Origin of the sequence: Hydrogenovibrio crunogenus, from assembly GCF_004786015.1 — a bacterium.
In the GTDB taxonomy this organism is placed as follows: domain Bacteria; phylum Pseudomonadota; class Gammaproteobacteria; order Thiomicrospirales; family Thiomicrospiraceae; genus Hydrogenovibrio; species Hydrogenovibrio crunogenus.
In genome coordinates, this window is sequence record NZ_CP032096.1 from 1,179,028 (window position 1) to 1,194,925 (window position 15,898).

The following is a 15,898-nucleotide window of genomic DNA, read 5'->3' on the forward strand; positions in this document are numbered from 1 at the left end:
GTTATAATAGCGTGCATTACAATTTAATTTTGAATCTCTTTTTCATTCGTTCATAAAAGAAAAGTCGTGTCTCAATTGTCCAATACTCCGTCAGAAAAATGTCTTGATATTTCCTTGTTGCCTTCGCATTTAGCCGATCAGATTGCGGCTGGAGAAGTGGTTGAAAGACCGGCTTCCGTTGTTAAGGAGTTGCTGGAAAATGCGTTGGATTCCGGGGCGACTCAAATAGACATTCAGATTGAAGAAGGCGGTGAGAAGCTGATTTCTGTGATTGATAACGGCATGGGCATCCGTCAGTCACAATTGATGTTGGCAGTGAGTCGGCATGCCACCAGCAAAATTCATACGGCTCAAGATTTGGCTGCAGTGAGTACATTAGGATTTCGAGGCGAAGCATTGGCGAGTATCAGCTCGGTTTCCCGCTTAACCTTAACCAGTAAGTTTCAGGGTGAAACCGCCGCTTGGCAATTAAGTGGCGAAGGAGAGGGGCGTTGGTCAGATCCAAAGCCAACGGCACATCCGCAAGGTACACATGTTGAAGTCAAAGACTTGTTCTTCAACACACCAGCGCGTAAAAAGTTCTTGAGAGCCGCACGCACGGAATTCATGCATATTGACCAGCTGGTTAAGCGGGTGATGCTGAGTCGTCCTGAAATTTCCATGAAACTGGTGCATAACCAAAAAGTTGTTCGACAAGTGCATGCTGCACATGATGAGGTCGCGTTAAAACAACGCTTGAAACAATTGATGGGCACACCTTTTGTGGATCAAAGTCTGGAATTGAATTTTGAAGCACAGGATATTCAGCTCAGTGGTTGGGTCGGACAAGCGACTTTTAACCGTAGCCAAACGGACATGCAGTATTTATTTGTGAATGGACGTATTGTAAGAGACCGGTTACTTTCTTATGCAGTTAAACAAGCCTATGCGGACGTACTTTACCATGGACGCCATCCTGCTTATTTATTGTTCTTAGAGATTCCGCATGATTTGGTCGATGTGAATGTGCACCCTGCAAAATATGAGGTGCGTTTTGCAAATGGACGTTGGGTCTATGACTTTTTACGCCGCTCAGTCCGTGAGGCGGTCACTCAGCCTGTTGGTGTGGCTTCCAATCAAAATAATGCAACCTTAACACCTTCATCCGCTTTTTCAGGTGATTATTCAGCGGAATCTAGACCGGTAGACCCTCAAATCTCGCAATCAGCGATGCAATTTCAAATGCCATCGTCTTCAACGGGAAGTTCCAGTATAGGCGTGTCTGAATCTGTACCTTACTATGCGATGGCGCCTGATGCAGAAACGGTTGATTCCTTGAAAAATCGTTTTCACGATGACCGCTCGGCCTCTCAAAATGACACGGCCATACTCGGGTATGCAAAAGCGCAAATTCATGGCGTGTTTATTCTGGCGGAAAACGAAAAAGGGTTGGTGCTGGTGGATATGCATGCAGCGCATGAACGTATTGTGTATGAGCGTATGAAGCAGCAGTGGCAACAGGATCGTTTGATTTCTCAACCGCTATTGGTGCCGATTGTGGTGAGCCTAGAGTCTTCACAGGTTCAGGTGTGGGAGACCTATCAAGAAGAGTTTCAAAAACTGGGGTTTGAAGCAGAAGCTTTTGGGCCCGAACAATTAAAATTTACCATGGTGCCGAGTTTGTTGGCGAAGTCCGATATTCCGCTTTTAGTGAATGATATGATTGCTGATTTGGCGGTTGCAGGACAAACTCAGCTAGTGGATGAAAAAATCAATGCCATTTTAAGTACCATGGCATGTCATGGTTCGGTTCGAGCCAACCGTCACCTCACCTTGGATGAAATGAATGCCTTGTTGCGAGATATGGAGGCAACCGAAAGTTCCGCTCAGTGTAATCATGGCCGTCCGACCTGGGTTCAATTAAGTATGGAACAGTTAGACGGGCTGTTTATGAGAGGACAATAAATGCAATCGGTGAATGTGGCGGAACTCATTAAAGAAAAAACCTGTCTCGCGATTATGGGGCCAACGGCCTCGGGTAAAAGTGGATTGACTATGGCATTGGCCAAACATCTTCCGATTGAAATCATCAGTGTAGATTCTGCGTTGATTTATCGTGGAATGGATATTGGAACCGCCAAACCAACACGAGATGAACAGGTTGCTGTGCCGCACCATTTAATCGATATTTTGGAACCAACAGAAAGTTATTCGGCAGCAGATTTCGTTGAAGATACGCACGAACTGGTAAAAGAGATTTTTGCACGAGGAAACTTACCCGTCTTGGGGGGTGGTACCATGATGTACTTTAACGCCCTACAACAAGGGATGGCAAAACTGCCTTCAGCGGATGAAGCGATTCGTGCCAAAATCCACCAGGCCTGGCAAAAAGACCCTGCTGCACTTCATGAGCGCTTGAAGCAAGTGGATCCTGAAGCTGCGGAACGTATTCATCAAAATGATCCGCAGCGTTTAATTCGCGCTTTAGAAGTCTATGAAATGACGGGAAAACCGCTGACACAGTTGCAGCGAGAAGGTCAGCAAGAAGGGTTGACTGAATTTAAACTGGCGAAAGTGGCTTTGATTCCTGAAGACCGTAAAAAACTGCATGAACAAATTGCTGTCAGGTTTGATGAAATGCTGAATAACGGGTTTTTAAAAGAAGCGGAAAAGGTGTTTTCTTTAGACGGTTTAAGTGCCGATTTACCTGCCATTCGCAGTGTCGGTTATCGCCAGGCCTGGCTGTTTTTTGCACAAGAATATGATTACGATACCTTTGTCGAAAAAAGCATTGTGGCCACCCGTCAGTTGGCAAAACGCCAGATAACCTGGCTAAGAAAAGAGCAAGATTTACTGGTGTTAGATCCCTTTAAAACAAATGTTGACGATAGGGTTGAAGCTGTTTTAGATTACTTGTCTGGCTTAGCGAAAAATGCTTAAATAATGAAATGTTTATGTTATGATTTCAATGGTTTTTGGCGTCAAGAACTAAACAAGATACCGTTTTTTCCCTTGTTTTTAAAAAAGGGCGGTTTTAAAGTGTTTCCGGTTTTTTTTAAAACACTTTCAATTAAATAATAAAAAATAAATATAGGAAATAATCATGGAGAATAAAAAAGTGGCAAAAGCTTTACCAATACAAGATCCTTACTTAAATGCGCTGAGAAAAGAAAAGATTAATGTCGCAATTTATCTTGTAAATGGGGTTAAGCTTCAGGGTCGAGTGGATTCTTTTGATCAGTTTGTGGTGTTGTTGCGCAGTAACGTCACACAAATGGTTTATAAGCACGCTATCTCAACGATTGTGCCTGCCCGCGACCCAAAAGCGTATGAATTTGACGCACAGGAAACGGAAGCAAAAGATTCTGAATAACGTTCTTTTTTGTTTTCTTTGATTCCCATAAATCAAAGACTTATCTCCACTGACTTTTCCCTATATCGTTTGGTCTCGAACAACCCGATATAGGGACTCTTAAGTCCCCCAACACTTACTCTTTACGCTCTCCTTTAGTCATCATCGAGGCTATTAACAGGAGAATATTATGACGATTTAACACAGGTGTCCGACAGTATCCATGGAATTATTTGGCAAGCTTGAACAAAAGCAACTCGAAAAAGCGATATTGGTTCATGTTGATTTTTATCACGAAGCTGACCGTGAAGTTTTGGAAGAATTTTATGAATTAGTCGATTCTGCCGGAGCGGAAGTGGCAGAGCTGATTACAACAAAACGCCAGTCTCCCGATCCTAAGTTTTTTATTGGGAAAGGGAAGGCTGAGGAAATTAAAGAAGCGGTTGAAACACATCAAGCGGATGTTGTGATTGTGAATCATGCTTTAAGCCCCGCTCAAGAGCGAAACTTAAGTCAGTTTCTAGACTGCCAAGTATTGGATAGAGTCGGTTTGATTTTGGACATCTTCGCGCAAAGAGCTCGTTCACATGAGGGGAAACTTCAAGTGGAACTGGCACAATTAAAGCGGATGTCAACTCGTCTCGTAAAAGGCTGGTCGCATTTGGATCGCCAAGGCGGGATTGGTGCGAGAGGCCCCGGGGAAACTCAGTTGGAAACCGACCGTCGTTTAGTTCAGGGTAAAATCAAACAACTGGAAGCTCGTATTGAGAAAGTTCGACAACAACGAAGCTTAGGGCGCCGCTCAAGAAAGAAATCAGATTTACCGACAATTACGATTATCGGCTATACCAATGCTGGAAAGTCGACTTTGTTTAACCAGATGACGCGCGCCAGTGTTTATGCAGAAGACCGGCTGTTTGCGACCCTGGATTCAACCCTTCGAAAAGTGCATTTGCCTGGTGCAGGCCCGGTTATTTTTGCAGATACGGTTGGGTTTATCCGTCACATTCCACATGATTTAGTCGCTGCGTTCCGCTCCACATTGGAAGAAACCAGTGAGGCGGATTTATTGATTCATCTGGTTGATGCCGCGGATCCGCATCGTACTGAAAAAATGGCGGATGTTGAAGAGGTCATTAAGGAAGTCGGTGCCGAAGAGGTGCCGCAATTAACCGTCTTTAACAAAATTGACCGCTTGAAAGATCCTGAAATTCAACCGCATGTTGACTTGAATGATGAAGGGTTGCCTGACCGTGTTTGGATTTCTGCCAAGGAATCGGAAGGTATTGAATTAATGCTTGATGCAGTGGCGGCGCACTTTCGTGGCAAATTCAAAACTGTCGAGTTGGTTTTGGATGTTAAAGCGGGTAAAAAAAGAGCGGAACTGTATACATTAGGCACCATTCTGGATGAAGGGTTTGATGAGGAAGGTAACAGTGTTTTCAAGATGAGTTTGACTGAAAACGAGTGGGAACAGGTAAAACAGTGGAAAGAAGTGCTCAGCTTTAAAGAGCTCTCGGAGGAAAACGTTTAAGTCGCTTATTTGTTAAACCTCATATAAAGTGGTATATTTTTAAGTACTTTTAATAGTTGTGTGGCTATATTGATGATATTCCTGAAAAAAACGAAGTGGGTGTTTTTTTTATTAACCTTGTTGAGCGGGCTTCTGTTGTCATCTTGTGCTTCAAAGCCGCAGCAAGAATTACGTATCAGTTCACTGCTTTGGCCGGGTTATGAACCACTTGTTTTAGCGGAAAAGCTTGGCTATTTTCAAGAAGCGCCGATTAAAATTCTCGATTACCTCTCTAATACGGATGCGATAGCCGCATTTAAAAATCATAGCTTGGAAGCCGGTGCGTTTACGCTGGATGAGACGTTGCAACTGCTTGCTGATGGGGTAGATGTCCAGATTGTGTTGGTTATGGACACCTCTGATGGAGGGGATGTGATTTTGGCGAACCCGGATATACAATCCATTTCAGATTTGAAGGGGCGTCCGGTTGCTGTAGAAAGTTCTGCCGTAGGCGCTTATGTGTTACAGCGGGCACTAGAATTAAATGGACTGACCTTAAATGATATTGATGTCATTTCAACCCATGCCATGGAACAGCAACAAGCATTTAAGAACGGCGAAGTCGTTGCAGCTGTAACTTTTGATCCGTATCGCACCGAGTTAATCCAAGCCGGTAAACAGCCTATCTTTACCTCTAAAAGCATTCCGAATGAAATCATAGATGTTTTGGTGGTACGAACGGATGTGGTCCAGAATAACCCCAAAGTGATTCGTCAGTTGGTCAAAGGGTGGTTTAAAGCGCTGGCCTTTCAAAAAGCAAACCCTAAAAAAGCGGCAGAATATGCTTTGCCACGTTATAAGGTTTCAACCGAAGAATATTTAAAATCGCTTTCTGGTCTCAAATTTACTTCATTAGCAGAAAATAAAGTGCTATTAAATTCTTCAAAAAGTCCACTGTACGAATTAGAACCTAAATTGAAAAAAACCTTATTCAGTTTAGGGCTCGTGAATCCAGCGGAACATGATGCCTTGCTGCTCTCACAACACTTAAACGGTCGTTTTCTTCCAAATGAATAGCCTATCGAAACTGCCTATTGCGTTGTCTTTCTTCATCGTGACGCTGATGACGGGGCTGGTTGTCGGGTTGTTTAGTTTCGGGTTAAGTTATTTAGAACAAAAAGAAGTGCTTAAAGAGACCCGTCTTCAGGAAATACAACAGCGACTGGTTGAACTTCAAGGAACGATTAATGACTTTAATCGCCGAGAAAACCATCGCGCAATCACTCGAGAGGTGTCCCGGCTCACGTCGAACAAGAATTTACGACTGATTTTAATTGTTGGCGCAGATGGTTTTATTTATCATGCCTCTCGCCCAGCATTGAGAAACACCTCGCTTTCACCTCAATCTACTGTTCTAAAGACATTGGAGAATTTAGACTCAACACGTCCTGGAAAAGTTTGGTTAACGCCGAATGATTCAACCGTTGTCGGTGTGTTTCCTCTTGAATCGCTATCTTTGAATAAACCAGAAAAAGTATTGGATAGCGCTTATTTATATGCTGAGTTCGATTTATCAGGCGACATCGAATTGCTTCGATACCGACATCAACAAGAGTTGTTTTATACTTGGGGCGTTTTATTCATTATCTTAAGTTTGGGGTTTTCTGTTTTATATTTTGGGTTTAAGCAAAAAATAAGACAGATTTTAACTGGAACCAAGAAACTCACTCACGGGCAATATGATTACCGAATCAATTTAAAAGAAAAAAATGAATTCGGTCTGATTGCAAAGTCCATTGATCGAATGGCGGCTTCGCTGGAAAGTAAAACCAAACAATTGACAGTGTTGGCAGAACAGGATTCCCTGACAGGGCTGACAAATCGTTACAAGTTTTATCGGCTACTCGAAAAACGTATTCATGCGTATCCGAATAAGATGTTCGCATTGTTATTCATTGATTTAGACCGTTTTAAAATTATTAATGATACCTTAGGGCACCAAACAGGAGATGAGCACTTAAAAGTGATTGGACGCCGCTTGTTAGAGAATACTGCCTCAAAAGACATTGTCTCTCGGTTTGGGGGGGACGAGTTTGTTTTGTGTTTAGAATCTGTTTCGTCAAAGACTGAGATTCAAACCAAAACAGAGAGTTTGTTAAAGGCATTATCAAAACAAGTAGAGGTTAACGGACAGAACCTGTTTACTTCCGCCAGTGTTGGGATTTCTCTTTTTCCGCAGGATGGCCGAACGATTCATGAACTGATAAAAGCAGCCGATATTGCAATGTATCAAGTGAAATCTCAAGATGCAGTGGCGATGAGTTTTTATCAAGAATCATTTGATCACAATACCTTGAACTACTTGTCGTTTAGAACGTACATTAAACAATCGATAGAAGCGGGTGAGGTCTATCCACTTTTTCAACCTCAGGTAGATGTTCGAACCCAGCAGATTGTCGGGTTTGAGGCATTGGCTAGAATGAAAGATGAAACAGGTAACTGGATCAGCCCTGCTCAATTTATTCCTGTTATTGAAGAAAATGGATGGATGGTAGACTTTTCCAATGTGATGTACCAGAATGCCATGTCTGAATTTCAGCGATGGGTTCTAGAGCAAAAGCCAGCACCTCTTCCGTCTTTATCGTTAAACTTATCGATTATGCAAATCAATCATATGGATTTTTTGAAGAATCTAGACCGGTTGTTAACGCAATTTAAAGCCATTTCGAGCTGCCTGGAGTTAGAAATTACCGAAGGCATTTTTATTGGCAATATTGAATCGAAACTTCCAATTCTAGAAGCCATTAAAGCGAGAGGCATCCAAATCGCGATTGATGACTTTGGTACGGGATATTCTTCTTTAAGTTATCTTAAAAAACTACCTTTGGATCGTTTGAAGATTGATCAGTCTTTTGTGCGTGATATTGATGTGGATTTAAATGATAATGCTATTATTGAAACCATTATTGCAATGGCGTCGAAACTTCAGTTAGAAGTCGTATCGGAGGGGGTTGAAACGGAACAGCAACTCACCTTTTTACAAGCGCAAGACTGTCACATCATCCAAGGGTATTTAACGGGTCGTCCGGGACCGTTACCCCATTCTAAACATTCAAAAGTTGCTTGAAAATAGTTAAAATTATTTCGAAAATAGCTTATAGAAAAAATTAATCCTGAGCGGAATTGGATTAATTGATGACATTTAGCTCGATAAAATTTAAAATGACCCACTGATTTTTAATCTTCTGGAGAAACTAATGGCGTGGAATGAGCCGGGAAAACCTGGACAAGATCCTTGGGGCAACTCAGGGAACGGTAATCGTCCGAATGATTCAAGAAAACCAAATGGGCCGAATGACCCTGACTTACAAGAGATCTTAAAAAAGGCACAAGATTTTTTAGGCGGATCTAATGATAAGTTTGGCGGAGGAAAGGGATCGTTTCTGGTTGTTGTTGCTTTAATCATCATTTGGTTATTAAGCGGTATCTACACAGTGGACTCTCCAGAAAGAGGGGTGGTTAAACAGTTTGGTGCATACTCCGAGCAAACCACAGCTGGGTTACACTGGCATATCCCTTGGCCAATTGAAACGGTCACTATTGTCAATGTTGACCAAATTCGAACAGCTGAAATTGGGTATCGCTCTGACAGCCGCAATCGAAATGGCAGTGTGCCTTCAGAAGCATTAATGCTTTCTAAGGATGAAAATATTGTCGATATCCGAATTGCTGTGCAGTACAAAGTCAGTGATGCAAAGAAATATCTATTTGATGTCGCGGTGCCAGATATGACTTTGCGTGATGTGACTGAAAGTGCATTAAGAGAAGTTGTCGGGCGTAACACAATGGATTTCGTTTTAACTGAAGGGCGTGATGAAGTTGTCAATAAGGTGAGAAACCTAACGCAAGAAAAACTAGACAACTATAATACTGGTTTAATGATTACTTCATTAAACTTGCAGGATGCACAGCCACCTGAACAAGTTCAAGACGCCTTTGCTGATGTGGTCAAGTCTCGAGAAGATAGAGAAAGACTGATCAATGAAGCGGAAGCTTATTCAAACGATATCTTGCCGAAGGCAAGAGGTCAGGCGGCACGTCAGATTGAAGAAGCACGTGCCTATCATGATCAAGTGATTGCACGTGCAACAGGTCAGGCAAATCGCTTCACGAGTATTCTAAGTGAGTACACGAAGGCACCAAAAGTAACACGCGAGCGTCTTTATATTGATGCTATTTCGGGTGTTCTAGGTGCAACATCGAAAGTGTTTGTGGGATCTGACAGCGGGTCTAACTTACTTTATTTACCATTAGATAAAATGGTGACAGGTGGAGCAGGTAATTCTGTGCCTTACAGAATTCCGGCGGATGCAGCTCAGTCGTCTTCAAATACAACGAATAACACCAATACACAGTCAAATACCCAGCAAAAAGGGAATATTCGTGATTATTTAAGAACAAGGGAGCTACGTTAAGATGAAGTCAGCATTATCTATTTTAATTGCAGCGCTCTTGTTTATTGGAAGCAGCGCTTTATTTACCGTTCAACAAGGTGAAACGGCATTGGTATTCCGTTTTGGTGAAATCGTTGAAGATAACTTAAAACCGGGATTGCACTTCAAAACGCCGTTTGTGAACAATGTGCGTAAATTTGATGCGCGTCTACAAACACTGGATGCTGATCCTGAGCGTTATTTAACCAGTGAGAAGAAAAACCTATTGGTTGATTCTTTTGTTCAGTGGCGTATCAGTGATGCGAAACGTTTCTATACCGCTATGAACGGTGACATTCGTTTAGCGAATATGCGTTTGGCTCAGATTATTAAAGATGGCCTTCGTGCCGAATTCGGTAGCCGTACCGTGCAAGAAGTGATTTCACAAGATCGTAAAGTGATTGTTAAAGACATCCAAGCGGATACGCGCCAATCGGTTGCTGATTTCGGGATTGACATTATCGATGTTCGTATCAAGCGTGTCGACTTGCCGCAAAACGTGAGTGAATCTGTTTACCAGCGTATGGAAGCAGAGCGTAATCGTGTCGCAAAAGATTTGCGTTCTCAAGGGGCTGAAGCCGCGGAGCGCATTCGAGCAGATGCTGATAGACAAAGAACGATTATTATCGCGGATGCATTCCGTGATGCCGAAACGATTCGAGGGGAAGGGGATGCGAAAGCAGCCGGAATTTATGCGAAAGCCTATTCCAAAGATGCTGAGTTCTATTCTTTTTACCAAAGCCTAACGGCTTATCAAGAAGCTTTCAAAGATAAGTCGGATGTTATGGTGGTCGATCCTAAATCTGATTTCTTTAAGTTTTTTAATCAGCAAAAGTAATGTTAACGAACTCTAAATCATTCGGTTAAATTTTAAAAAGGTGGTTCAGTCCACCTTTTTTATGCCGAATTTTTAGAAATTGATTAACGACTCATCTGAACCGTTGGGAGAAATTTCATGTTGGTAGAAGCCTTACTCAGTGCGATAGCATTGGTGTTTATTTTAGAAGGGTTGCTCCCATTTGTTTTTCCTGGTGTGTGGCGAAAAACGATGATAGAGCTGGTTCAGATGGATGACAAAAAATTGAGAATGATGGGGTTGATTAGCATCACCATCGGTATGATTTTATTATTTATTTTTAGTTAAGAAGAGTTCAATGCAACAAAATATTTGGTTCACTCCAGAAGGAATTGAAGACTTATTGCCGGAAGAGGCAAAAAAGCTTGAGTTCTATCGCCGTCAGTTATTGGACGGTTTCGAATTATCAGGTTACGACTTGGTGCTGCCTCCTATTGCCGAATTTACCGATTCGCTATTAACAGGAAAAGGCCGACATTTGGCGGTTGATACCTGTCGTTTTACCGATCAAGAAAGCGGTAAGATGATGGGGGTTCGTGCGGATATGACACCGCAGGTTGCCCGTATTGCAACGAATCGTATCAAGCAGTCGGGAATTCAACGTTTGTGTTATGTCGGTGAAGTACTTAAGACTCGGAACAATAAGGCGAAAGGGTCTCGCAGCCCAATTGAAGTGGGTGCTGAGTTATTTGGCCACTCAGGTGTTGAAAGTGATATTGAAGTGATTGAACTGATGGTTTCTTCGTTACGAAACATCGGATTGCAAGATCTGACATTGAGTCTGGGGCATGTTTCAGTTGTGGATGAACTGATGAACCTTGCGGGCTTGAGTGTTTCTCAAAAAGAAACGCTGGTCGATATTCTTTTACGTAAAGCTGTGCCAGAGTACACCGATTTTATTGCTGAATTGACAGTAACGGATGCTCAAAAACAGGCATTTGAACTTTTATTGTCTTTGTGTGGTGACATTGCTTCTGTTTCGAAAGCGATGCAAGGTCTTGCCGGACTTTCTGAAGCCATGCAAGGTCATTTGGCTCACCTTCAGTCGGTTGTCGATCACTTTGCTGGGTTTGACGGGTTGAAAATTCACATGGATTTAGCCGATTTAAGAGGCTATCAGTATCATACAGGCATGATTTTCAGTTGTTATGCAGCAGGCCGAAAAATGTACCAATTAGCCCGTGGCGGACGATACGATGGAATTGGTTCCGAGTTCGGGTCAGCTCAATTGGCGACAGGTTTCAGCTTGGATTTACGTGGCGCTTTGGATTTATTGACGTCTCCTGCAGAAGCGACCAAAGAAATTGTCTATGCGCCTAATGTCTATGATGCTGATTTGCAAGCTGAAATTGAAACATTGAAACAGCAAAAAACGATTGTAAAACGTTTTTACGAGTTTGATGACTTGGAAAAAGGCAGTCGTTATTTGGCACTGCAATCTTCGCAGTGGATTTTATCTGTTAAATAATTCGTTAGAATAAAGAGAAAGAAATGGCTAAAAAAAATATTGTCGTTGTCGGTACGCAGTGGGGCGATGAAGGTAAAGGAAAAATTGTTGATCTATTAACAGATAGAGTTGCTGCTGTTGTTCGTTTTCAAGGCGGACACAATGCGGGTCATACCTTAGTAATTGATGGACAAAAGACCGTTTTACATTTAATTCCGTCAGGCATCTTACGTGAAGAAGTGGAGTGTTTTATCGGTAATGGTGTTGTATTGGCACCGGAAGCGTTGGAAAAAGAAGTCAGTCAACTGGAAGCAACCGGACTTAAAGTCAAACACCGCTTAAAAGTCAGTGACGCCTGTCCTTTAATTTTGGATTATCACGTTGCGTTAGATCAAGCAAGAGAGTTGGCGAGAGGCAATAAAGCCATTGGTACGACTGGACGCGGTATTGGACCTGCCTATGAAGATAAAGTTGCAAGGCGCGGATTGCGTGCTGGAGACTTAAAAAATATGCCTCAGTTCAAGCAGAAACTGCAAGCAGCGATGGAATATCATAATTACATGCTGACCAATTACTATGATGCAGATCCTGTTGACTTTGAAACCTTATGGGAAAAATGTCAAGCCTATGCCGACTTGATTGTGCCCATGCTGGCCGATATTCCAAACTTGATTGACTTGTATAATAAAGAAGGCAAAAACCTGATGTTTGAAGGAGCACAAGGGACTTTGTTGGATATTGATCAAGGCACGTATCCTTATGTAACCTCCTCAAATACAACAGCGGGTGGTGCAGCCTCAGGAAGCGGTATTGGCCCTTGCCAGTTAGATTATGTTTTAGGGATTACTAAAGCTTATGCAACCCGTGTTGGTGGCGGCCCTTTCCCGACCGAACTGCAATATGATGTTGCGACCGACAAAGGTGATGCGGTTGGAAAAGAGCTAGGAACGCGTGGTCGTGAATTTGGTGCAACAACAGGGCGTCAGCGTCGTTGCGGTTGGTTTGATGCGGTAGCGTTGCGTCGTTCTGCGCAAGTCAATGGGCTAACAGGGGTTTGTCTTACTAAGCTGGACGTTCTGGATGAGCTAGAAGAAATCAAAGTGTGTACGAAGTATCGTAAAGATGGTCAGGATGTATTTTTGCCTCCTTCGAGTGCAGATGAATATGAACTGGTTGAACCACATTATGAAACATTAAAGGGGTGGAATACCTCAACGGTTGGAATCGATTCTTGGGATGCTTTACCAGAAGAAGCAAAAGTGTATATTCGTTTCTTAGAAAAAGAAATGGGTGTGGCGGTTTCAATTTTGTCTACAGGACCGGATCGTTCTGAAACACTGGTTCTACAAGATCCGTTCGACGTATAACCAGCTAATGTTTTAGCTTATAAAAAGCCGCTCTTTAAAGCGGCTTTTTTTATGGGTTTCAGCTCATAAAAATCGGCCAGGCCTGGTGGTTTAAATAACTTTTCGAATTGTATTGGCCAAATTGTCAGGGTTAAAGGGTTTGACAATCCAGCCGGTCGCGCCTAAAGCTTTGCCTTGCGCCTTCATTTCTGGGCTGGCTTCAGTCGTCATCATTAAAATGGGGACAAACCGATAAGCATCAAGTTCTCTCGCTTTTTTAAGAAAGGTCAGTCCATCCATCACGGGCATATTGACATCGGAAAGGATCACATCAAAAGTCTCTTTATCCAACGCCTCCAGCCCTTGTTGACCGTTTTCTGCAAGCGTTAGGTCAAACTCCTTGCCAATCACCAAATTGACTAATTTTCGCATAGACGAAGCATCATCAATATAAAGCACTTTATTCATTCTGGTTTTCCCGTTTCAAATCAATTTAACTTTAGCATACAAAGATAAGCGATATTTCTAAAATTTATCTGAAACCAAGGGCAGACATTGTTACAATAATTTTTTTTACTTTTAAGGTATTGAAACAAGATGTTACAAAGCATTAGAGACCATGCTCAAGGTTGGATAGCCTGGGTTATTGTTGGATTGATTATTCTAACTTTTGCACTTTTTGGAATTGATCAGTATGCCAAAGGGGACAAAATTGTTGTCGTTGCAGAAGTGAATGGAGAAGACGTCACTGCCAATGAATTTTTAACGCTTTACAGTCGACAACAAGCACGTCTTAAAAACCAGTTTGGTGAAATGTATGACCAGGTGGTCAAAGATGAGCAGTTGCGTGATGAAGTGATGGATGCTTTGATTGAATCAGAAGTGGTACGCCAATGGGCTGATTCACATAACATGATGATTTCAAACCAACAGCTTTCAGCAACCATTGAGTCAGCGGAAGTTTTTCAGAAAGACGGACAGTTTGACCAGCAACGGTATCAAGATATCTTGTTGCAAAATGGGTTGAATGTGGCTCGTTTTGAACATGAGCAAAGACAGTTTTTGATTGAAAATCAAAACCGTCAATTGACGATGGCTTCTGCTATCTCTAACGATACCCAATTAGCACAACTTGCGGCACTTCAGTTTCAGCAACGTAATGTTAGCTATTTGAGAGTGGATCAGCGTCCGTTCATGCAAGAAGCTCAAATCACGGATGATGAAATTCAAGCCTATTACAATCAACATAAAGATGATTTCATTACGCCTGAACAAGTGGTGTTGAGTTATGTTTTATTGTCAAAGAAAGATTTGGCAGATAAGGTCAGTGTGGATGAAGCGACCCTAAAGCGTTATTATCAAGATAATAAAGACCAATTCACCCAGCCTGAGAAGCGACAAGCCAGTCATATTTTGGTCAAAGTGGATGCAGAATCTCAGGATGCCGAAGCGCAAAAAACAATTAAAGAAATTCAAGCGAAGTTAGCCGACGGGCAAGACTTTGCGGCATTGGCGAAAGCCTATTCGGATGATCCTGGTTCAGCCAATATGGGAGGTGACTTAGGTCTTTTCCAGCAGGGGATGATGGTTCCGGCATTTGATAAAGCGGTGTTTTCAATGAAACTGAATGAAATCAGTACTCCTGTCAAAACAGAATTTGGATACCACTTGATTAAGTTGACCAAGATTCAACCTAAGAAAATACAACCGTTTGCCGAAGTGAAAGCCGAGGCTGAAACACTTTATCGTCGCCAGCAGGCTGATAAGCAGTATTTTGATGAACTGGAACAGTTGAATACCATTGCTTATGAGCAAGCGGATTCGTTGATTCCTGCTGCTGATGCGGTCGGTTTAAAAATTCAAACCACAGAACCCTTCTCTAGAGTGGGTGGAGATGATGAAGTGACTTCTAACGCTAAAGTTCTTTCAGCTGCGTTCTCTGAAGATGTCAAGAAGTCGGGCTTGAACAGCACTGCAATCGAAATTTCACCGGATACTTCTGTTGTCATTCGTGTTAAGAAAGTGATTGATGAAAAACAACAATCATTAGCAGATGTAAAAGTCGACATTGAAAAAATTCTAAAGCGTAAAGCAGGTGTAAAAGCGTCTGCCGAACTTGCAAAAACATTGCGCGAAAAACTTTTAAAGGGTGAGCAAAAAATGGCTGACTTGGAAAAAGACGGTGTAGAGTATTCAAATGTTGGCTGGTTAGAGCGTGAAAACCAACGTGTACTGCCGCAGTTGACTCAAGCAATCTTCAAAGCACCTAAGCCGAAAGAAGGGCAGTCAACTTATACCACTTATGCTTTGCCAACTGGTGATTCGGTTGTGATTGAAGTATCGGCTGTTAAAGAAGGTAGCTTGCCGGATGATAAAGCGCAGTTAGCGCAAATGAAAGCGGCTTTGGTTCAATTGGCAGGGGTTTCTGAGGCCGATGCGCGTATCAAAGCGATGGTGGCTGCTGCAGACATTGAGCGTAAAGAAAACTATAAAACGATTAAGTCAGCAAGATAACATAATGTAAAACGACCAGGCCTGGTCGTTTTAAACCCATAAAAAAGCCCTGTTCTCATTAGAGAGTAGGGCTTTTTTTATAGCGAGGGTAAATAAAATGAGGGAGTTGTTTACCCAAATTTATAATGTTTTTTGATGGGCGTTTCGACCGACCAGTAGCAATTAAGCCCTTGACGGAAAGTTACTAAATCACCAGGCTTAATATGATATTGTGTGCCGTCTTCAACCGTTACCGTCACTTCACCTTCAAGCACATAACACACTTCTTGTTCATCGTAATGCCAAGGAAAATTCGAAACTTCCTTTTCCCAAATAGGCCATTCTCTCGCCCCGAGAGCGCTCAGTCGGTCTTCATTTGGCGTTGACTCAATTGTTACATCTTGATCCATGTTCGTGCT

At 42.4% G+C, this 15,898-nt stretch carries 14 protein-coding genes; 12 read left to right on the plus strand and 2 right to left on the minus strand.

Annotated elements, in window-relative coordinates; all coding sequences use genetic code 11:
- The first annotated feature begins 66 nt into the window (after nucleotides 1-66).
- From mutL to GHNINEIG_RS05750, 11 genes are all read left to right on the plus strand, one after another.
- Entirely contained in the window at nucleotides 67-1,944 is a 1,878-nt protein-coding gene (gene mutL / locus GHNINEIG_RS05700) for a DNA mismatch repair endonuclease MutL (protein ID WP_135795756.1), read from the plus strand.
- Nucleotides 1,945-2,919 carry a tRNA (adenosine(37)-N6)-dimethylallyltransferase MiaA gene (miaA, locus tag GHNINEIG_RS05705; RefSeq protein ID WP_135795757.1) on the plus strand — a complete coding sequence of 325 codons (975 nt, stop codon included), beginning with the start codon at nucleotides 1,945-1,947 and terminating at the stop codon, nucleotides 2,917-2,919. It abuts the gene before it with no gap.
- 163 nt (nucleotides 2,920-3,082) lie between these two features.
- Nucleotides 3,083-3,352, plus strand: coding sequence for an RNA chaperone Hfq (gene hfq, locus GHNINEIG_RS05710; RefSeq protein ID WP_189636936.1), 270 nt, complete (start codon nucleotides 3,083-3,085; stop codon nucleotides 3,350-3,352).
- Between the two features lie 202 nt (nucleotides 3,353-3,554).
- A complete protein-coding gene (hflX, locus tag GHNINEIG_RS05715) occupies nucleotides 3,555-4,865 on the plus strand; it encodes a ribosome rescue GTPase HflX (protein ID WP_135795758.1) in 1,311 nt (436 codons plus the stop codon).
- A gap of 99 nt (nucleotides 4,866-4,964) precedes the next feature.
- On the plus strand, nucleotides 4,965-5,921 hold the full coding sequence (locus GHNINEIG_RS05720; RefSeq protein ID WP_223260951.1) for an ABC transporter substrate-binding protein: 957 nt from the start codon (nucleotides 4,965-4,967) through the stop codon (nucleotides 5,919-5,921).
- Nucleotides 5,914-7,971 carry a bifunctional diguanylate cyclase/phosphodiesterase gene (locus GHNINEIG_RS05725; protein ID WP_223260952.1) on the plus strand — a complete coding sequence of 686 codons (2,058 nt, stop codon included), beginning with the start codon at nucleotides 5,914-5,916 and terminating at the stop codon, nucleotides 7,969-7,971. Before GHNINEIG_RS05720 ends, GHNINEIG_RS05725 begins: the two co-directional genes overlap by 8 nt.
- A gap of 130 nt (nucleotides 7,972-8,101) precedes the next feature.
- A complete protein-coding gene (gene hflK / locus GHNINEIG_RS05730) occupies nucleotides 8,102-9,319 on the plus strand; it encodes an FtsH protease activity modulator HflK (RefSeq protein WP_135795759.1) in 1,218 nt (405 codons plus the stop codon).
- 1 nt (nucleotide 9,320) lies between these two features.
- Nucleotides 9,321-10,175: a protease modulator HflC gene (gene hflC / locus GHNINEIG_RS05735; protein ID WP_135795760.1), complete on the plus strand. Its 855-nt coding sequence runs from the start codon at nucleotides 9,321-9,323 to the stop codon at nucleotides 10,173-10,175.
- Nucleotides 10,176-10,292: 117 nt separating this feature from the next.
- Nucleotides 10,293-10,481, plus strand: coding sequence for a DUF2065 domain-containing protein (locus GHNINEIG_RS05740; protein ID WP_135795761.1), 189 nt, complete (start codon nucleotides 10,293-10,295; stop codon nucleotides 10,479-10,481).
- Between the two features lie 10 nt (nucleotides 10,482-10,491).
- Entirely contained in the window at nucleotides 10,492-11,661 is a 1,170-nt protein-coding gene (locus GHNINEIG_RS05745) for an ATP phosphoribosyltransferase regulatory subunit (protein WP_135795762.1), read from the plus strand.
- Nucleotides 11,662-11,684: 23 nt separating this feature from the next.
- Nucleotides 11,685-13,007 carry an adenylosuccinate synthase gene (locus GHNINEIG_RS05750; protein ID WP_135795763.1) on the plus strand — a complete coding sequence of 441 codons (1,323 nt, stop codon included), beginning with the start codon at nucleotides 11,685-11,687 and terminating at the stop codon, nucleotides 13,005-13,007.
- 90 nt (nucleotides 13,008-13,097) lie between these two features.
- Here GHNINEIG_RS05750 and GHNINEIG_RS05755 read toward each other — a convergent pair whose 3' ends face one another.
- The gene (locus GHNINEIG_RS05755; RefSeq protein WP_135795764.1) at nucleotides 13,098-13,454 is read right to left on the minus strand and encodes a response regulator; all 357 of its coding nucleotides are present in this window, start codon (nucleotides 13,452-13,454) and stop codon (nucleotides 13,098-13,100) included.
- Between the two features lie 129 nt (nucleotides 13,455-13,583).
- On the opposite strand from GHNINEIG_RS05755, the gene GHNINEIG_RS05760 reads away from it, so the two are divergent.
- Nucleotides 13,584-15,500 carry a SurA N-terminal domain-containing protein gene (locus GHNINEIG_RS05760; protein WP_135795765.1) on the plus strand — a complete coding sequence of 639 codons (1,917 nt, stop codon included), beginning with the start codon at nucleotides 13,584-13,586 and terminating at the stop codon, nucleotides 15,498-15,500.
- 110 nt (nucleotides 15,501-15,610) lie between these two features.
- Here GHNINEIG_RS05760 and GHNINEIG_RS05765 read toward each other — a convergent pair whose 3' ends face one another.
- Nucleotides 15,611-15,889, minus strand: coding sequence for a cupin domain-containing protein (locus GHNINEIG_RS05765; RefSeq protein ID WP_135795766.1), 279 nt, complete (start codon nucleotides 15,887-15,889; stop codon nucleotides 15,611-15,613).
- Nucleotides 15,890-15,898: the final 9 nt, after the last annotated feature.